The organism is Marinobacterium zhoushanense (assembly GCF_014641945.1).
GTDB classification, from domain to species: Bacteria; Pseudomonadota; Gammaproteobacteria; order Pseudomonadales; family Balneatricaceae; genus Marinobacterium_D; species Marinobacterium_D zhoushanense.
This window is the reverse complement of sequence record NZ_BMIJ01000002.1, coordinates 484,999-502,855: the sequence shown is the minus strand read 5'-3', so window position 1 is coordinate 502,855 and position 17,857 is coordinate 484,999. Positions and strand designations below refer to the sequence as shown.

Below are 17,857 nucleotides of genomic sequence, written 5' to 3'. Positions count from 1 at the left end.
GGTGAACGATGATCAATGGAATCCTCTCCCAAAGCGCGGCACTTTATCAGGCCAATCGAAGCGTCGATGGTGTGCAGCGCGCCGCCAGTGATCTGCAAGGCAGTGGACAGCCGCAGGAGCCAGAACTGGCCTCAGGTAGCCGGGTCGATGCCCAGCTCCAGGAAACCACGGTGAACCCCAATGAAGCCGGGGCCAAAACCAAGGTGGTGGAAGAACCGAGCGAAGCGCTGGGCCTCATTATCGACACACGGGCCTGAAGCCGCCTTCATCAACAGACGATGCATGATCGTACTCACGATCGTATTAAAGGTTGGTTCGGGAAAGCGCGATGATCTCGGCGATATCAGCAGCCAATACAGCCTACACAACGCTGACTCCGGGCAACCGGGGGGCGGAGGCGGCTAACCTCGATGAGCGCACCCGCGCACAGAGGGCTGCGCTTCCTGCAGTCGGCGCCGGCACCCAACCCTCAGACTCCCGGTCATCGGTAAACGATGGCGCAAGCTCCGGCCTGCGTGGTGAGCAGCGTGTCAGCGGCAGTCAGCGCAGCTCCGATATCGACCAGCAGGAGATCGATAAACTCGAGGCCCGTGATCGTGAGGTGCGTGCGCATGAGCGGGCTCATCAGTCCGCCGGCGGAGGTTTGGCGGGAAGCGCCAGCTTCACCTATCAACGCGGCCCGGATGGCAAGCAGTACGCGATTGGCGGAGAGGTCAGTATCGCCGCGCCCGTGAGCAGCGGCGATCCGGAAGCAGATCTGGATAAGGCGCAGGTTATCCTGCGTGCGGCACTGGCTCCGGTGGATCCCTCTGGCCAGGACCTGAAGGTTGCCGCTGCCGCCAGGGCGCTGATCAGCGAGGCTCAGGTTGAGCTTGCCACTCAAGCCGGCGAGGCTGGCAATGAAGAGACGGAGGAGGGCGAGCAACCCGCAGTATTGGCTGAAAACAGGGGCGCTGTTGAGCAGGAGAGCCCAGTGCGTCAGGCGGAGGGTTCGCCGCCTGAAGATTTTGGCCAGTCCGATACCCTGGTATCGCTATCGGCGCCACCGGCTGGGGTGCCAGCTGAGGATGAGGCGTCGACGATCGGTGCCTATGAGCAGCGGTTGGCTGAGAGTGAGGAGCGCCGGGCGGCCTTCGAGGAACAGCAGCGCGAACGTGAGCAGCGTGCCGAGCAGCTGGCGGAATACCAGCAGGAGATGGCGCAGCTGCAGCAGCGGTTGGCGGAGATCAACCAGAAATTCGTCCAGTCCGGAGCGCTGGATATACAGTACCTGGCCGGTTCTTTTATCGACGCTCAGGCCTGATCGTCGAGGAAGCGCTCCACCAGGCGGTTAAACGCAGCCGGCTTCTCGGCATGTAGCCAGTGTCCCACCCCGTCGATGACCTTGTATCCCGCATTGGGAAAGCGGCTTTTGATCGCGTCTGCGTGCTCGGGCAGCAGGTAATCGGAATCTCCGCCCTTGATAAACAGGACCGGCCCCTCGTATTCCCCCTCTGCCGGTGCCGCCGCGATCTGTTGATACTCGCGGTGCAATGCCTCCAGGTTCATCTTCCAGGCGAAGCCGCCATCACCGGTACGCTGCAGGTTCTTGAGCAGAAACGCCCGCACGCCGGTGGAATCGATGTGCTCGGCCAGTTGGCTGTCGGCGGCAGCGCGTGAACCGATCGCATCGAGGTCGACACTAAGCAGGCCGGCGAACACATCGCTGTGGTGTGGTGGGTAGTGAACCGGTGCGATATCGGCGACGATCAGCTTGTTCACCCGCTGAGGATGGTCCAGCGCCAGCTGCATCGCCACCTTGCCACCCATGGAGTGGCCTAGAATTGACGCGCTTTCTACCCCCAGTCGATCCATCAGTGCGATCACATCCTCCGCCATCAGGTGATAACTGATGCTGTCATCGTGGGGTGAGCTGCCGTGATTGCGCAGGTCGGCGGCGATGATGTCGAACTTCTCGCTCAGCTTTTTTACCTGGAAACCCCAGTTCTCCCAGGTGCCGAACAAACCGTGCAGAATGATCAGTGTCGGGCCGGACCCGGTGCGGTGGTAGTGCAGTTCCATGTTGAATGCTCCAGGCGAAAGGGCCTACCCCGCTCCTGCGCCTCCATGCGCCCGCGGGGGAGCGTACATCCTGTACATAAAAGGGAGAGGCAGGCCTCTCCCGTTTGGATCAGAGGATGTCGATCAGCTCGACATCGAACACCAGGGTGGAGTAGGGCGGAATGCCGCCCGGCGAACCCTGGGCACCGTACGCCAGCTGGTAGGGGATATACAGCTTCCACTTGGCGCCGACATGCATCAGTTGCAGCGCTTCGGTCCAGCCGGCGATAACACCACCGACCGGGAATTCGGCCGGGGTGCCGCGCTGATAGGAGCTGTCGAACACGCGACCGTCGGCAAAGGTACCGTGATAGTGCACGCGCACTTTACTGCTGCGCTCCGGCTTCGCCGAGGCTTCGTCACCTGCTTCAACCACCTCGTACTGCAGGCCGGATTCCAGCGTAACGATACCGTCGCGCTTGGCATTCTCGGCGAGGAAATCGATGCCGGCCTGCATCGCTACCTTCGCTTCCTGCTCCTGCTTTTCGCGCAGACGGTTGTTCAGCTCGTTGAACGCCGCAGTCAGATCTTCGGCGCTCACACGCAGTGCTTCGCCGTTGAAGGCGTCCCTAAGGCCGGCGGCGGCGGCTTCGATATCGACGCCGTCGAAACCGTTCTGGGCCAGTTGGTCGCCCATCTGACGGCCGATGCCGTAGCTGGCACGCTGCTCGATTGTTTCCAGGATCAGGTCACTCATATTGCATTGTCCGTGTTTCAAAATTGAGGCGCTAGAGACTACCACAGAGGGGCGGTCATTGCCCGTCAACGAACAGCAGCGGGTCGACCCGCACGTTGTTCAGACTGACGCTCCAGTGCAGATGGGGACCGGTTACCCGGCCGGTTGCGCCAACCTTGCCGATCGGGTCACCGAGATCGAGCTTGTCGCCGAGGGCAACATCGATATGGCTCATATGGCAGTACATCGTGGTCAGGCCATAGCCATGGTCGACGATGACCGTGTTGCCGTTGAAAAAATAGTTGCCGACCGCCACAACCGTGCCCGGAGCCGGTGCGCTTATCGGTGCGCCCTCCGGGGCTGCGATGTCCAGTCCGCTGTGCGGCTTGCGTGGCTGTTCGTTGAAGAAACGGCGTAAACCAAAGGGGCTGCTGAACGGGCCCTTGGCAGGCAGCGTGAAGCCGGTCGTCGGCTGGGGCGGAGCAGACCAATGCGTGAATGCAGCCGCCATCTCTGCCGATTCGCGGCGCCAGCGTTTGACATCCTCGGGGTCGGGTTCGACATAGCGTTTGTTCTTCACCGTCAGGTGCTGGCTCTCATACTGCTTGTCGTCGATACGAAAGCTGTAGCCGCCCTGGTCCAGGGTAAGCTGTTGAGTCTCGTCTGCCTTTGCATCCAGCGGGATGCCGACCACGGCAACCCAGCCGCTGCTATCGCCGGGTACTACCATGACACGATTCTTGCCATAGCGGACCTCCGGTGCCTGTTCGCTGTCGATACCGGTCAGCGGGATAAGTGCGACACCGCCCGGTATCCGGGCCTCCTTGGGCATCGCCAGCGCCATGGTCGGTAGTAAAAGGGCTGCGATCAGCCAGTTGCACGCTCTCATCCTCACTCTCCCGGTTCGATACTGTCCACGGTGCAGGTCAGGCGACCCTTGTGGAGCCTCGCTTTAAGACGTTCCCCTGGACTGACCTGCTCTGCTGAAGACACTGCCTGGCCCGCTGGGTTCAACAAAATCGAGTAACCACGCTCGAGGGTTGCCAGTGGGCTGACCGATTGTAACTTGCCGCTCTGCTGTGCCAAGCGCAGCCGGTTGCGCTCCAGATGCCGCTGCATCAGTCGGGGCAGCAGTAGCTGCAGTTGCTGGAGCTGGTGGCGGTACTGATCGAGTAGCCGTGCCGGCGTTACCCGCTGCAGCCGAGCGTTCAAATCGGTCAAGCGACTGCGGCGTTGTTCCAGCAGCCTGAGTGCGGCGCGCTGGAGCCGGATCTCCAGCCGATCCAACGCCTGCATATGCTCGCGCACCCGTTCTCCTGGATGGCGCAGGCGCTGCCGGGCGGCCAGCAGTTGATGGCGTTTTCGCTCCAACTGCCAGCCGATACGGGACTCCAGTCGCCGCCGCAGCTGATTCAGTCTCAGCACCAGTGCGTGCCGGTCGGGGCTGAGCAGTTCGGCGGCCGCCGACGGGGTGGCGGCGCGTTGGTCGGCGACCAGGTCGCTGATCGAGATATCCACCTCGTGACCCACGGCCGATACGACGGGAATGGCCGAGGCGGCGATGGCGCGGGCCACGATCTCCTCATTGAAGGGCCAGAGATCTTCCAGCGAACCGCCGCCGCGGCCGACGATCAGCACATCGCACTGGCCATGGCGGTTGGCCAGATCAATGGCAGAGACGATCTGGCTTGCCGCCTCCTGACCCTGCACTGCAGTGGGGTAGAGTGTGACCGGCAGACCCGGAAAGCGGCGCTTGAGCACGGTCAGGATATCGTGGATCGCGGCGCCGCTGGGCGAGGTGACGACACCAAGGTGCTTCGGGTGCAGCGGCAGCGGACGCTTGCGCGCGCTGTCGAACAGTCCCTCCTTATCGAGCTTTGCCTTCAGTGCGTCGAATGCCTGTTGTAACTGGCCGAGCCCGCTTTTTTCCATCCTCTCGCAGATCAGCTGATAATCGCCACGCCCCTCGTAGAGGCTGACGCGGGCGGTTACGAGAACCTCATCGCCTTCTCGTGGTACGAAGCCGGTTCTCTGGTTGCTGTTGCGGAACATGGCGCAGCGTACCTGGGCCTTGGCATCCTTCAACGTGAAATACCAGTGGCCGGAGGAGGGGCGGGCAAAGTTGCTGATTTCACCGATCACCTGGATCGACAAAAATGAGTGTTCGAGCAGGGATTTGACCTGCCGGTTCAGGGCGCTGACGCTGAGCGCGCGATTGGCTGTGGGCTGCATAATCATGGCGCCATTCTACCGTGGATTGAGCGTAAGATGGCAGAGAGCCCTGCGGGAAGATTTTCTCTGTCATAACGGAGATGTAAATTGAGCTTGGGCGGGTATTTCTGTAGAATTGCTCGTTTCATTTTTTACTGAACTTTTTATTTCAATACAGGCTGGCTGAGAATGTTGCGAATCGTTGAGGAAGCACTCACTTTTGATGATGTCTTGCTGGTGCCTGGTTACTCCGAAGTCCTGCCTAAGAATGTTTCTCTAAAGAGCCGACTGACCAAAGGGATAGAGCTGAACATCCCTCTGGTATCTGCAGCGATGGATACGGTAACTGAGGCCCGTCTGGCGATTGCGATGGCCCAGGAAGGCGGTATCGGGATCATCCACAAGAACCTGACCCCCGAGGAGCAGGCGACTCAGGTACGTAAGGTCAAAAAGTTCGAGTCCGGCATCGTCACCGATCCGGTGACCTGTACGTCGGATACCACTGTGCGCGAGATTCTTGAGCTGGCGCAGCAGTATGGCTTCTCCGGTTTTCCGGTGGTGGACGGCGAGGAGCTGGTCGGTATCGTGACCAGTCGTGACGTGCGCTTCGAAAGCGATCTCGATGCCCGGGTCAGCACCATCATGACCCCGAAAGAGAAGCTGGTTACCGCCCGCGAAGGCGAAGAGATTTCCGTCATCAGCGAGTTGCTGCGCAAGCACCGCATCGAAAAGATTCTGCTGGTGGACGACAGGTTCGCTCTGCGCGGCATGGTCACCGTCAAGGATATGAACAAGGCGCAGGCCTACCCCAACGCGGCGAAGGACGACAAGGGGCGTCTGATCGTCGGTGCAGCGGTGGGTACCGGTGTCGAAACCGAAGATCGTGTGCGGGCACTGGTTGCGGCTGGTGTTGACCTGATCGTGGTCGATACCGCCCATGGCCACTCTAAGGGCGTGATCGACCGCGTGGCCTGGGTCAAGCAGAATTTCCCCCAAGTGCAGGTGGTCGGCGGCAATATCGCCACGGCGGAAGCCGCTATCGCATTGGCGGACGCCGGTGCTGACGGTGTCAAGGTCGGTATCGGTCCAGGTTCAATCTGTACTACCCGTATCGTGGCCGGTATCGGCGTGCCGCAGATCAGCGCCGTGGCCAATGTGGCCGAAGCGCTGAAAGAGCGTGGTGTGCCGGTTATTGCCGATGGCGGCATCCGTTTCTCCGGTGACTTGGCCAAGGCGATCGCCGCCGGTGCCGCTGCGGTGATGGTCGGCTCCATGCTGGCCGGTACCGACGAAGCACCGGGCGAGGTCGAGCTGTTCCAAGGTCGCGCGTTCAAGTCTTACCGCGGTATGGGGTCGCTCGGTGCCATGTCCGGTACCACCGGCTCCTCCGATCGGTACTTCCAGGACGCCAAGGCAGGTGTCGACAAGCTGGTGCCGGAAGGTATCGAGGGTCGCGTGCCCTGCAAGGGCCCGATGAGCGGCGTTGTACACCAGTTGATGGGTGGTCTGCGCGCCTCCATGGGCTATACCGGTTCCGCCACGGTTGACGAGATGCGTACCAAGCCCAAGTTTGTGCGTATCACCAGCGCCGGTATGAGCGAGAGCCACGTACACGATGTGAGCATTACCAAAGAAGCGCCGAACTATCGAATCGGCTGATCGCTAAACTGAGATATGGACAGAAGTGGGGCGGGTGCCGCCCCACTTTTCGTTTCTGTCGCTTTGGAGCCCCCGGGTTTCGGTGGAGTCACGAGAGATGACCAAAGATATTCATGCACAACGTATCCTGATTCTTGATTTCGGATCGCAGTACACCCAGCTGATCGCGCGCCGTGTACGTGAAATCGGTGTTTACTCGGAGATTCATCCCTTCGATATGACCGAAGAGGAGATCCGCGAGTTTGCACCGAAGGGGATTATCCTGGCGGGTGGTCCGGAGTCGGTTACCGAGTTGGATTCGCCCCGTGCACCGAAATGTGTATTCGACATGGGGATACCGGTACTGGGTATCTGCTACGGTATGCAGACCATGGCGGAGCAGCTTGGCGGCAAGGTGTCCAGCTCCGACAAGCGCGAGTTCGGGTACGCGCGCGTGCGTCTGGCGGACAGCCCGAGCCGTATGCTGGAAGGGATCGAAGACCACATCGCCAACAATGGCTCCCTGTCGCTGGATGTGTGGATGAGTCACGGCGACAAGGTGGTGGAGCTGCCGGAAGGTTTCCATATCATTGCCGCCACCGAGTCCGCGCCGATCGCTGCCATGTGTGATCCCAAGCGCAACCTGTACGGCGTTCAGTTCCATCCTGAGGTGACTCACACCAAGCAGGGCATGCGGATTCTGGAGCGTTTCGTCTGCGAAATCGCCGGCGCTGAAAAGCTCTGGACTGCAGCGAACATCATCAACGATCTGATCGACAAGGTGCGCGCCCAGGTTGGCGATGAAAAGGTGTTGCTCGGCCTGTCCGGAGGTGTCGACTCCTCGGTCGTGGCGGCGCTGCTGCACAAGGCGATCGGCGACCGCCTGACCTGCGTATTCGTCGACAACGGCCTGCTGCGCAAGCGTGAAGGCGAGCAGGTGATGGATATGTTCGCCCGCAACATGGGCGTGAACGTGATCCGCTCCGATGCCGAAGATCAGTTCCTCGGTCGTCTGGAAGGGGTCAGCGATCCGGAAGCGAAGCGCAAGATCATCGGCAACACCTTTATCGAGGTGTTCGACTACGAGGCGGGCCGTCTGACCGAGTGCCGCTTCCTGGCGCAGGGTACCATCTACCCGGACGTGATCGAGTCCGCCGCTGCCAAGACCGGCAAGGCGCATGTGATCAAGTCGCACCACAACGTGGGCGGTCTGCCGGACGATATGAAGTTCGAGCTGGTTGAACCGCTGCGCGAGCTGTTCAAGGATGAGGTGCGCAAGATCGGTCTGGAGCTGGGCCTGCCCTACGATATGGTCTATCGCCACCCCTTCCCGGGTCCGGGTCTGGGAGTGCGTATCCTTGGCGAAGTGAAGAAGGAGTACGCCGAGATACTGCGAGAGGCGGACGCGATCTTCATCGAGGAGCTGCACAATGCCGACTGGTACCACAAGACCAGCCAGGCGTTCGCGGTATTCCTGCCGGTGAAGTCGGTCGGTGTCGTCGGCGATGGTCGTCGCTACGAGTATGTCATTGCGTTGCGTGCCGTCGAAACCATCGACTTCATGACCGCGCGCTGGGCGCACCTGCCGTATGAACTGCTGGAAACCGTGTCCAGCCGTATCATCAACGAGATCGCTCAGGTGTCCCGCGTCACCTATGATGTGTCGAGCAAACCGCCGGCTACCATCGAGTGGGAATAAGCGCTTTTCGGTTATAGTTAAAGCCCGCATGAGCGGGCTTTTTCATGTGTGTTATTCGGAGACTGGGTTTTGGCTGATCAGATCGAGCACTCGGCAGAGGATGAGCGCTGGATGCAGGAGGCGCTGGCGCTGGCCGAGCGCGCGGCCGAGTTGGGTGAGGTGCCGGTGGGTGCGGTGGTGGTGCGTGACGGCGAGATTATTGGCCGTGGCTGGAACCATCCGATCAGCGGCTGTGATCCTACCGCGCACGCCGAGATCATGGCGTTACGGGACGCTGCGCAGCGACTGCAAAACTACCGTCTGGTCGATGCCGAGCTCTATGTGACCATCGAGCCCTGCTCCATGTGCGCCGGGGCTATCGTGCATGCGCGTATCAAGCGCGTGGTGTTCGGCGCTATCGAGCCCAAGGCGGGGGCGGTGTGCAGTCGCTCTGCGCTGTTCGACGCTGATTGGGTGAATCATCGCGTGTTATGGCAGGGTGGGGTGTTGGCGCAGCGCTGCAGTGCGCGGATCAGTGCCTTCTTTGCCGAACGCCGCGAGCAGAAAAGGCGACAGCGGGAGCAAGGGCGATCCGCGTCTGAATCACAGGGTGGGTGAAATCTCGTTCACCGATGATGAGGCTGGGGGTTCCTTCTCTGGACCGGTGTCGGCTTCTCCAGCGCTCGCTTCGCTCTGCCCGTTTTCGCCATGCTTCAGGCGCGCCTGGGTAACCTGCGCTTCCCAGCGCAACATCTCCATATATTTGCGGATATTGGCGACATAGGCCACCGGCTCATAGCCGCGGGCGTAGCCGTAGCGTAGCTTGGAATAGTATTTCTCGTTGGCGAGCAGGGGGAGGAACTCGCGTACATCCTGCCAGCGGTCGGGGTTCTTGCCGCCGCGCTGGGTCAGGATGCGGGCGTCCTCCAGATGGCCAAAGCCGATGTTGTAGCCGGCCAGGGCGAACCAGGTATGGTCCGGTTCGGTGATGCGGTCGGGAATTTTGGCGCGAACGCGCACCAGATACTGGGCGCCGCCGAGGATGCTTTGGCGGGGGTCGGTGCGGTCAGCAACGCCGACTTCGGTGGCGGCACCTTCGGTCAGCATCATGATTCCCTTGACCCCGGTCGGTGATACCGCATCCTGGCGCCAGTGGGATTCCTGGTAGGCGATGGCTGCCAGCAGCAGATGGTCGATGCCGCTCTCCTGGGCCGCAAGCATGAAGTACTGCTCCAGCGGCGGGTAGCGCTCCTCCAAAGCCTTGCGGAACTCGCTGGTGTCGAAAAAGTTGAGTTTGTTCTGACGTGAGAAGTAACGCTCCTCAAGGTTCTTGATCAGCTCCTGGGTCTCCGGAAGCGCAAAGAACTTGTCCAGTTCGTGCTTCAGTGTGCCGTCGTAATGTTTTGCCAGCATCCAGGCGATGGGTTGAGGGGGCTCCAGTTCAAACCCTTTGTTCAGGCCAGGATAAAACGATCTTTGTGCATCGAAGACGGTGGAGTCCATCACCGTATAGTCCACGCTGCTGTCGTGCACCTGATCGAGCAGGTCGGTGGCGGCATCGCTGTCCGACTCCTCCCATTCGAGTTGCGGATGGTCGTGCTTCAATCGCGCCAGCAATTCGGCCTGGGCGGAACCTGCCAGTACCAGGATCTTGCTGTTGTAAAGATCCTCGATAGTTCGCGGCTGGGGCTGGCCCTGGCGGATACGGTAGATCACCGTGGGGGCGCTCTCACGGTAGCTGGGGCCGAATACAAACTGCTTCTGGCGATTCTCGGAGACGGTCAGGTTGGCAGCCGCAATATGGGCGTTGCGTTCACGTACGCTGGCAAACAGGTCGGCAAAGGTGGTGGGCAGGATCAGCTCCAGGCGTACGCCGAGGTGGTCGGCAAAAGCACTGGCAAGCTCAAACTCGAAACCGGCCGGTTTGCCCTTGTCGATATAGTAGGTCATCGGCGTGTTGCGCGTGGCTACGCGCAGAGCGCCGCGCTCCTTGATCGCTTCGATCTGGGTTGGGGTGTTGATGCTGATCAGCGTAAGCAGAAAAGCAATGACGGTCAGGCCCCAGAAGTAGACCAGCTCACGGAAGTATGGTTTTTGCCGGAGTACAAACATCGTTCTGCTTTTCTGGTTCCCTTGTCCCTGATCGGGTAAAATTCCGCCTCAACTTTCCCGCTGTCAACGCCCGGCTCTTCAAATCGAGAGTCAGGTATATCAAGAGGCTCGAAACTAACATGCTCGTACTGCGTGGAGCACCCGCTCTCTCAGCTTTCCGCCATGACAAACTTCTCTCTTCGCTGGGCTGCAGCCTGAGCGGTGTCACCGGTGTGTACGCTGAATACGTTCACTTTGCCGACCTGTCAGCAGATCTGGACGAGCAGGAGCAGCAGGTGCTTGATCGTATCCTGCGATATGGTCCCAATGCCAGTACCGAGGAGCCAAAAGGTGAACTCTACCTGGTCGTGCCACGTCCTGGCACCATCTCACCCTGGTCGAGCAAGGCCACCGATATCGCCCACAACTGCGGCTTGCAGAAGGTTCTCCGCCTTGAGCGCGGGGTCGCATACTACCTGCAGACTGGGGTCGCATTAAACGCAGAGCAGCGGGCAGCGGTGTGTGCGTTGCTGCATGATCGTATGGTCGAAGCGGTGCTGGGCGACATCGATGAAGCGGCGGCGCTGTTCCGTCATGAGCAGCCGAAACCGCTGTCCAGCGTTGATATCCTCGGCGGCGGTCGTGAGGCACTGGTCCGTGCCAATACCGAGCTGGGTCTGGCGCTGGCGGAGGATGAGATCGATTACCTGGTGCAGAGCTTTACCGAGCTGGGTCGCAACCCGAACGATGTCGAGCTGATGATGTTCGCCCAGGCCAACTCCGAGCATTGTCGCCACAAGATCTTCAATGCGTCTTGGGATATCGACGGCGAGGCGCAGGAAAAATCCCTGTTCGGGATGATCCGTAACACCTATCAGCAGGGCGGCGAGAACGTACTGTCCGCCTACAAGGATAACGCGGCGGTCATGGTCGGCCACCGTGCGGGACGTTTCTACCCCGATCCGCAGACCCACGAGTATGGTTACTCCAATGAGGATATCCACATACTGATGAAGGTGGAGACCCATAACCATCCGACCGCCATCGCACCCTTCTCCGGTGCGGCCACAGGCTCCGGCGGTGAGATTCGCGACGAGGGTGCCACCGGTCGCGGTGCCAAGCCGAAGGCGGGTCTTACCGGCTTCACCGTGTCCGATCTGAAGATCCCCGGTTTCGAACAGCCCTGGGAGTCCGGCTACGGCAAACCGGAGCGCATCGTGTCACCGCTGAACATCATGATCGAGGGGCCGATCGGCGGTGCGGCATTTAACAACGAGTTCGGCCGGCCCAATCTGACCGGCTATTTCCGGACCTTCGAGCAGCGAGTCAATGGCGCCGCTGGTGAGGAGGTGCGCGGTTACCACAAGCCGATCATGATCGCCGGCGGCATGGGCAATATCCGCGCCGACCATGTCGAGAAGGGCGAGATCACCGTTGGTGCCAAGTTGATCTGCTTGGGTGGACCGGCGATGCTGATCGGCCTCGGTGGCGGTGCGGCGTCCTCCATGTCCTCCGGCAGCTCCTCCGCCGACCTGGATTTTGCCTCCGTGCAGCGTGGTAACCCTGAACTGGAGCGTCGCTGCCAGGAAGTGATCGACCAGTGCTGGCAGCTGGGCGATATCAACCCGATCGCGTTTATCCATGATGTGGGTGCCGGCGGTCTGTCCAACGCTTTCCCGGAACTGGTCAAGGATGGTGGTCGTGGCGGTGATTTCGCGTTGCGCAACGTCAACAACGATGAGCCCGGTATGTCGCCGCTGGAGATCTGGTGCAACGAAGCCCAGGAGCGTTACGTACTCGCGGTGAAACCGGAGGATCTGGCGCGCTTCGAAGCGATCTGCGAGCGTGAGCGCTGCCCGTACGCGGTGGTCGGTGAGGCGACCGAAGATCACCACCTGACCCTGGGTGATACCCATTTCGACAACAAACCGGTGGACCTGCCGATGAGTGTGCTGTTCGGCAAGCCGCCGAAGATGCATCGCTCGGTAAACCGTTCCAGCTATGAAGTGGCCGATTTCGACGCCAGCGGCATCGAGATGGATGAGGCGATCGAGCGTGTGCTCAAGCTGCCGGCGGTTGCTTCGAAGAGCTTCCTGATTACCATCGGTGACCGTACGATCACCGGTCAGGTGGCGCGTGACCAGATGGTCGGGCCCTGGCAGGTGCCGGTTGCCGACTGTGCCGTAACCACCATCGGCTATGACAGCTACGCCGGTGAGGCGATGGCGATGGGCGAGCGTACTCCGTTGGCACTGGTCGACGCCCCGGCGTCCGGACGTATGGCGATTGGCGAGACCTTGACCAACCTGGCCGGGGCGCCGATCGCCGATATCGCCGATATCAAACTGTCGGCCAACTGGATGTGTGCTGCCGGTCATCCGGGTGAAGACGAGAAATTGTACGACACCGTCAAGGCGGTGGGTATGGAGCTCTGTCCGCAGTTGGGCATCACCATCCCGGTGGGTAAGGATTCCATGTCCATGCGTACGGTATGGCAGGATGGTGACGAGCAGAAGAGCGTCACCGCGCCACTGTCGCTGATCATTTCCGGTTTTGCGCCGGTCACCGATGCACGTAAGGTGCTGACCCCTGAGCTGCGCACCGACAAGGGTGAAACCGATCTGATTCTGTTGGATCTGGGCAGCGGCCAGAACCGCTTGGGTCTGTCGGCTCTGGCGCAGGTGTACAACCAGGTCGGTCGTCAGGTCCCGGATGTGGATGATGCTGAGCTGCTGGCGACCTTCTTTGCCGCGGTGCAGGAGCTGAACAGCCAGGGTCTGCTGCTGGCGTACCATGACCGCGCCGATGGTGGTCTGCTGGCGACCGTGGCGGAGATGGCATTCGCCGGCCGTACCGGGGTGGATCTGAGTCTGGATCTGCTAGCGGCGGATAGCAGTGAGCTGGTCGCCGCACTGTTTGCCGAAGAGCTGGGCGCTGTTGTCCAGGTGCGTCGTGAGGATACCGAACAGGTGCTGACCGAGTTGAACGCGGCCGGCATCGGCGAGATCGCCAAAGTGATCGGCACGCTGAACCCGGACGGCCAGTTCAATATCTTCTTTGATGAGGAGGAGGTGTACTCCAACAGTCGCGTACAGTTGCAGCGCTGGTGGGCGGAAACCTCATACCGGATTCAGTCGCTGCGCGATAACTCCGAGTGCGCGCAGCAGGAGTTCGACGCGCTGCTGGATAAGGAAGATCCCGGCCTGCATGCTGAACTGCGTTTCGACATCAATGACGATGTGGCTGCCCCTTATATCGCCAAGGGCGAGCGCCCGCGCATTGCGGTGCTGCGCGAGCAGGGCGTAAACGGCCAGATCGAAATGGCGGCAGCCTTTGACCGGGCGGGTTTTGCATCGGTCGACGTACACATGAGTGATATCCTCAGTGGCCGGGTGACATTGGACCAGTTTAAGGGCTTGGTTGCCTGTGGCGGTTTCTCCTACGGTGACGTGCTGGGAGCGGGTGAAGGCTGGGCCAAGTCGATCCTGTTCAATGCCCGTGCCCGTGATCAGTTTGCCCAGTTCTTCGAGCGCGCCGATAGCATTGCATTGGGGGTCTGTAACGGCTGTCAGATGCTGTCCAACCTGCATGAGTTGATTCCGGGTGCTGAGCTTTGGCCACACTTCGTGCGTAACCAGTCGGAACAGTTCGAAGCGCGAGTGGCGATGGTCGAAGTGCAGTCGTCACCGTCGATCTTCCTGGAGGGTATGGCTGGATCTCGGATGCCGATCGCAGTGGCGCACGGTGAGGGGCGGGCTGAGTTCCGGGATGCCGGGCATCTTGCACAGTTGGAGAGTGCAGGGACCATCGCCCTGCGCTTTGTGGATAACCGTGGTCAGCGTGCCGCGCTTTACCCGGCCAACCCGAACGGTACGCCCAACGGTATTACCGGTATCACCACACCTGATGGTCGGGTAACGATCATGATGCCGCACCCTGAGCGTGTATTCCGCACCATTCAGAACTCCTGGGCTCCGGATGAGTGGCAGGAGGATGGTGCCTGGATGCGGATGTTCCGCAACGCGCGAGTGCGTATCGGCTAGAATAGAAGAGAAAAAAACAGGCGCCGTCGGGCGCCTGTTTTTTTGGGCAAAAATAAAGCCGGCAATGCCGGCTTTATTTCAGAACGCGATGGCTGAGGCTATTACTTAGCTACGCGTTTCTCGCCGCTGATTTCGACGTCTACGCGACGGTCCGGACGCAGGCAAGCGATCAGCTCGGCGCCACGGCCGCTGCAGTTGGCGATCGGTGAAGATTCACCCAGGTAGCCAATTTCCATCTTGCTGGAGTCGACTCCGGCATCGGCCAGCTTGGCGGCAACCGCTTCCGCGCGACGCTTGGATAGCTGTTCGTTGTATGCTTCGCTACCGATCGGGTCGGCGTGGCCAACCAGTTTGACCGCCTTCAGGCTGGACAGGGTGCCGATATAGTTAACGATGTTGGAGGTATCGCCTACCGCGGTGCTGTCGAAGTCAAAGTAAAGCGCGAACTTCTTGGTGTCAGCCATCATGGTGTACATCGGCTCGGCCGGCTTCTCTTCCATCATCGGCTCTTCGGCGGCGGCCATCATGCCGTCACAGCCAACAACGGCCATATCTTTTGTCCACAGGCTATTGTGCCAGCAATCACCAGTGCTGGTGCGCCAGATAACGCCGGAGCTGTTGCCGACGTAACCCTTGTTTTCATCATGAGCCTGAGCCAGGGAGGCGCCCATGGCCAGAGCGAGTCCTGCTGCAATCGCGATCTTCTTCATCATCATATCCTTGTGACCGTAGTGAGAATTTGTCTACTACATATAGACCATTAAAGCTAATTTTTCCTTAACATCCGATTAATCTTAAGGATTATCTATAGATGTCAGGATGCCAAAAAATATCCGTTAAGGCAGTACTTTCTTGTAGGGCTTCACAGTCACGCCCTTGTACACGCCAGCTTGTACATAAGGGTCGGCTTCTGCCCAGCGCGTTGCATCCTCCAGCGAATCAAACTCTGCAATTACCAGACTGCCGGTAAAGCCAGCGGGTCCCGGGTCTTCACTATCGATCGCCGGTAAAGGTCCTGCGGCGAAGAGGCGCCCCTGTTGTTTCAACGACTCCAGTCTGGCCAGGTGATCGGGTCGTGCCGCGAGCCTCTTCGCAAGCGAATTCTCTACATCTTCAGCAATAATAGCGTAATACATCTGTCCGTTCCGTCAATTTTACTCGGGTTTGTTCTGCGGCGGGAGGTGCCTCGAGATATAAATACCCTGTCCAAGGATAAAAATAAGCGTCATGCCAAGGATCCCGAACAGTTTGAAGTTTACCCACACCTCCTCGCTGAATCCGTAGGCGACCAGCAGGTTAACGATGCCGGTTAGCGAAAAAAACAGTATCCAGCCGATATTAAGTCGGCGCCAGGTTTCCTGACCCAGTTCGATACTGCTCTCCATTAACCTTTGGATCAACGTTTTGCCGCCAATAAAGTGGCTGCCAAGGCAGGCGATGCCAAATAGCCAGTTAACAATTGTGGGTTTCCATTGAATGAAGGTTTTGTCTCTGAACAGTATGGTGGCGCCGCCCAGCAGTATCACCAGGACCAGCGTTACCAGCTGCATTTTTTCGATGCGGTGCGTTTTGAACCAGGTGTATGCCATTTGCGCGAGCGTAGCCGGAATCAAGATGCCGGTCGCGAGTATGATGTCGCCGGTTATCTTGTACACCACAAAAAAGACGATAACAGGCAGGAAATCGAGTAAGATTTTCATAACATCCAGAGCAATTCGAGTTTGGTCACAGTATAAAGGTCCCCTGAATAGAGTGAAACAGTTGGCTGGTTACGATCTGCACACCCACAGTAACGCTTCGGACGGGTCGCTTGAGCCCGAGGCGCTGGTGCGCGCGGCTTATGCTGCGGGTGTTCGCTGTCTGGCGCTTACCGATCACGATACGCTGGCGGGCTTGTCGCCTGCCCGCAGGGCCGCGTCCGAACTGGATGGTATGCGCTTTGTCGACGGGGTGGAACTGACCTGTCTATGGGAGGGGCGTGTCATCCACCTGCTCGGCTTGGGAATCGATCCCGACTTCGCAGGGTTCGGCGAATATATGGAACAGCTCAACTCGCTGCGCCGTGAGCGCGCCGAGGCAATCGCCCGCAAGCTGGTCAAGAAAGGTTTCCCGGATCTGCTGGCGGATGCGCAATTGATTGCTGGGCAGGGGCAGATAGGGCGGCCTCACTTCGCACAGGCGATGGTGGCGCGCAGACTGGTTGCTTCAGCTCAGCAGGCATTCGATAGCTGGCTTGGTCAGGGCAAAATCGGCGATGTGAGAGCGAGTTGGCCGGCGCTTGAGGATGCTGTGAGCCTGGTCAAGCAGGCTGGAGGATACGCGGTAATTGCGCATCCCACTAAGTACAATTTTACCTTCACGCGCTTAAGGGCTTTGGTTGACGACCTGCTGGCTGCCGGCGGGGATGGGATAGAGGTCAGTTATCCCGGCGTGACGCCCAACCATTTGCGTGACCTGTTGCTGTTGGCGCAAAGAAAGACACTGTTGGTTTCAGCCGGCAGTGATTTCCATTCGCCCGAGCAGCGTTGGACCGCGCTGGGTTGTTTCCCGCCCTTTCATGCATCGACACACCTGTTAAGGCCTCTGTTACCGGACTGTGCCGAGCAGTGGTGGTATGACGCTGTGGCCATCGCTTAGTAGTCTGGGAGTTGGGGCGGTATAAATGACGGAAATTAATCAGGAGACACAGGTGAGTCAGTTTTTTCAGATCCATCCGGAAACCCCGCAGGTTAGGCTGATTCAGCAGGCTGTAGAGATTATTCGCCAGGGTGGGGTGATTGTGTATCCAACCGATTCCGCTTATGCGCTTGGTTGTCACCTGGGTGATAAAAAAGCGATGGAGCGGATAAAGCGGATACGTCAGCTGGATGATAAACACAATTTTACTCTGGTGTGTCGTGATCTTGCGGAAATATCCACTTATGCCAGGGTTGATAACCAGGCCTACCGTACAATCAAGGCCCATACCCCAGGAGCCTATACCTTTATATTAAATGCAACCAGCGAGGTGCCCCGGCGGCTGCTGCATGCCAAAAGGCGTACGATAGGGATACGTATTCCTGATAATCAGATCGCACTGGCGCTGACGGAAGCCTTGGGTGAGCCAATTATGAGTACCTCGCTGATTTTGCCTGGCGAGGATATCCCGTTGACTGACCCTTACGAAATTAGAGATATGCTGCAGCATCAGGTTGACCTTGTAATCGATGGCGGTTATTGCGGAATGGAGGCAACGAGCGTTATCAGCCTGTTAAATGAAGCGCCGGAAGTGGTGCGAAAGGGAGCAGGTGAGGTTTCGAGTTTCGAGTGATTTATAATAATGGGCTTTTATTGCGCTGAGTTTGGTGTTTGAACTTGCAAACGGAAATTTATTAACGATAATTGCAGATATTAAACAACCTGATTGGCGAAGAGCATAAT

The 17,857-nt window shown here is 59.3% G+C and carries 16 protein-coding genes; 8 read left to right on the top strand and 8 right to left on the bottom strand.

Annotation, left to right across the window (positions count from 1 at the left end):
- Positions 1 to 8: 8 nt before the first annotated feature.
- A complete protein-coding gene (locus IEX40_RS06505) occupies positions 9 to 257 on the top strand; it encodes a hypothetical protein (RefSeq protein WP_188746447.1) in 249 nt (82 codons plus the stop codon).
- 71 nt (positions 258 to 328) lie between these two features.
- Positions 329 to 1,303, top strand: a complete 975-nt coding sequence (locus IEX40_RS06500; protein WP_188746444.1) for a putative metalloprotease CJM1_0395 family protein — start codon at positions 329 to 331, stop codon at positions 1,301 to 1,303.
- Here IEX40_RS06500 and IEX40_RS06495 read toward each other — a convergent pair.
- The 4 genes from IEX40_RS06495 to xseA all read right to left on the bottom strand — a co-directional run bounded on the left by IEX40_RS06495 (position 1,294) and on the right by xseA (position 5,008).
- Positions 1,294 to 2,061 (bottom strand): alpha/beta fold hydrolase, encoded by a 768-nt coding sequence (locus IEX40_RS06495; RefSeq protein ID WP_188746442.1) that lies wholly within the window; start codon positions 2,059 to 2,061, stop codon positions 1,294 to 1,296. The two genes, IEX40_RS06500 and IEX40_RS06495, sit on opposite strands and share 10 nt — an antisense overlap.
- A 109-nt stretch (positions 2,062 to 2,170) precedes the next feature.
- Entirely contained in the window at positions 2,171 to 2,797 is a 627-nt protein-coding gene (gene bamJ, locus IEX40_RS06490; protein WP_188746439.1) for a BamJ family beta-barrel-assembly machinery protein, read from the bottom strand.
- 55 nt (positions 2,798 to 2,852) lie between these two features.
- Complete coding sequence (locus IEX40_RS06485; protein WP_188746437.1) at positions 2,853 to 3,665, bottom strand: M23 family metallopeptidase; 813 nt, start codon at positions 3,663 to 3,665, stop codon at positions 2,853 to 2,855.
- Between the two features lie 2 nt (positions 3,666 to 3,667).
- Positions 3,668 to 5,008, bottom strand: coding sequence for an exodeoxyribonuclease VII large subunit (gene xseA / locus IEX40_RS06480; RefSeq protein WP_188746435.1), 1,341 nt, complete (start codon positions 5,006 to 5,008; stop codon positions 3,668 to 3,670).
- 168 nt (positions 5,009 to 5,176) lie between these two features.
- On the opposite strand from xseA, the gene guaB reads away from it, so the two are divergent.
- The 3 genes from guaB (at position 5,177) to tadA (ending at position 8,921) form a co-directional block, all read left to right on the top strand.
- Positions 5,177 to 6,646 carry an IMP dehydrogenase gene (guaB, locus tag IEX40_RS06475; RefSeq protein ID WP_188746434.1) on the top strand — a complete coding sequence of 490 codons (1,470 nt, stop codon included), beginning with the start codon at positions 5,177 to 5,179 and terminating at the stop codon, positions 6,644 to 6,646.
- A 97-nt stretch (positions 6,647 to 6,743) separates the two neighbouring features.
- Entirely contained in the window at positions 6,744 to 8,324 is a 1,581-nt protein-coding gene (guaA, locus tag IEX40_RS06470) for a glutamine-hydrolyzing GMP synthase (protein ID WP_188746432.1), read from the top strand.
- A gap of 69 nt (positions 8,325 to 8,393) precedes the next feature.
- Positions 8,394 to 8,921 (top strand): tRNA adenosine(34) deaminase TadA, encoded by a 528-nt coding sequence (tadA, locus tag IEX40_RS06465; protein WP_268235767.1) that lies wholly within the window; start codon positions 8,394 to 8,396, stop codon positions 8,919 to 8,921.
- On the opposite strand, the gene mltF is transcribed toward tadA, so the two are convergent.
- Positions 8,907 to 10,415 (bottom strand): membrane-bound lytic murein transglycosylase MltF, encoded by a 1,509-nt coding sequence (gene mltF, locus IEX40_RS06460; RefSeq protein WP_188746430.1) that lies wholly within the window; start codon positions 10,413 to 10,415, stop codon positions 8,907 to 8,909. The genes tadA and mltF overlap by 15 nt on opposite strands.
- Before the next feature lie 119 nt (positions 10,416 to 10,534).
- On the opposite strand from mltF, the gene purL reads away from it, so the two are divergent.
- Positions 10,535 to 14,437, top strand: coding sequence for a phosphoribosylformylglycinamidine synthase (gene purL / locus IEX40_RS06455; RefSeq protein WP_188746429.1), 3,903 nt, complete (start codon positions 10,535 to 10,537; stop codon positions 14,435 to 14,437).
- Between the two features lie 101 nt (positions 14,438 to 14,538).
- Here purL and IEX40_RS06450 read toward each other — a convergent pair whose 3' ends face one another.
- The 3 genes from IEX40_RS06450 to IEX40_RS06440 all read right to left on the bottom strand — a co-directional run bounded on the left by IEX40_RS06450 (position 14,539) and on the right by IEX40_RS06440 (position 16,137).
- Positions 14,539 to 15,147 (bottom strand): OmpA family protein, encoded by a 609-nt coding sequence (locus IEX40_RS06450; RefSeq protein ID WP_188746426.1) that lies wholly within the window; start codon positions 15,145 to 15,147, stop codon positions 14,539 to 14,541.
- A 126-nt stretch (positions 15,148 to 15,273) separates the two neighbouring features.
- Positions 15,274 to 15,573, bottom strand: coding sequence for a YciI family protein (locus IEX40_RS06445; RefSeq protein ID WP_188746425.1), 300 nt, complete (start codon positions 15,571 to 15,573; stop codon positions 15,274 to 15,276).
- 18 nt (positions 15,574 to 15,591) lie between these two features.
- Positions 15,592 to 16,137, bottom strand: a complete 546-nt coding sequence (locus IEX40_RS06440) for a septation protein A (protein WP_188746423.1) — start codon at positions 16,135 to 16,137, stop codon at positions 15,592 to 15,594.
- Positions 16,138 to 16,189: 52 nt separating this feature from the next.
- On the opposite strand from IEX40_RS06440, the gene IEX40_RS06435 reads away from it, so the two are divergent.
- The gene (locus IEX40_RS06435) at positions 16,190 to 17,074 is read left to right on the top strand and encodes a PHP domain-containing protein (protein WP_229680621.1); all 885 of its coding nucleotides are present in this window, start codon (positions 16,190 to 16,192) and stop codon (positions 17,072 to 17,074) included.
- Between the two features lie 52 nt (positions 17,075 to 17,126).
- Entirely contained in the window at positions 17,127 to 17,747 is a 621-nt protein-coding gene (locus tag IEX40_RS06430; protein WP_188746697.1) for an L-threonylcarbamoyladenylate synthase, read from the top strand.
- The last annotated feature ends 110 nt before the right edge of the window (positions 17,748 to 17,857 follow it).

Bases quoted from the DNA above. Each gene is read 5' to 3' on its own strand.
- IEX40_RS06485 (WP_188746437.1), bottom strand. From the start codon at position 3,665: ATGAGAGCGTGCAACTGGCTGATCGCAGCCCTTTTACTACCGACCATG.
- IEX40_RS06505 (WP_188746447.1), top strand. From the start codon at position 9: ATGATCAATGGAATCCTCTCCCAAAGCGCGGCACTTTATCAGGCCAAT.
- purL (WP_188746429.1), top strand. From the start codon at position 10,535: ATGCTCGTACTGCGTGGAGCACCCGCTCTCTCAGCTTTCCGCCATGAC.
- guaB (WP_188746434.1), top strand. From the start codon at position 5,177: ATGTTGCGAATCGTTGAGGAAGCACTCACTTTTGATGATGTCTTGCTG.
- bamJ (WP_188746439.1), bottom strand. From the start codon at position 2,797: ATGAGTGACCTGATCCTGGAAACAATCGAGCAGCGTGCCAGCTACGGC.
- guaA (WP_188746432.1), top strand. From the start codon at position 6,744: ATGACCAAAGATATTCATGCACAACGTATCCTGATTCTTGATTTCGGA.
- mltF (WP_188746430.1), bottom strand. From the start codon at position 10,415: ATGTTTGTACTCCGGCAAAAACCATACTTCCGTGAGCTGGTCTACTTC.
- xseA (WP_188746435.1), bottom strand. From the start codon at position 5,008: ATGCAGCCCACAGCCAATCGCGCGCTCAGCGTCAGCGCCCTGAACCGG.
- IEX40_RS06500 (WP_188746444.1), top strand. From the start codon at position 329: ATGATCTCGGCGATATCAGCAGCCAATACAGCCTACACAACGCTGACT.
- IEX40_RS06495 (WP_188746442.1), bottom strand. From the start codon at position 2,061: ATGGAACTGCACTACCACCGCACCGGGTCCGGCCCGACACTGATCATT.
- IEX40_RS06445 (WP_188746425.1), bottom strand. From the start codon at position 15,573: ATGTATTACGCTATTATTGCTGAAGATGTAGAGAATTCGCTTGCGAAG.
- IEX40_RS06440 (WP_188746423.1), bottom strand. From the start codon at position 16,137: ATGAAAATCTTACTCGATTTCCTGCCTGTTATCGTCTTTTTTGTGGTG.
- IEX40_RS06450 (WP_188746426.1), bottom strand. From the start codon at position 15,147: ATGAAGAAGATCGCGATTGCAGCAGGACTCGCTCTGGCCATGGGCGCC.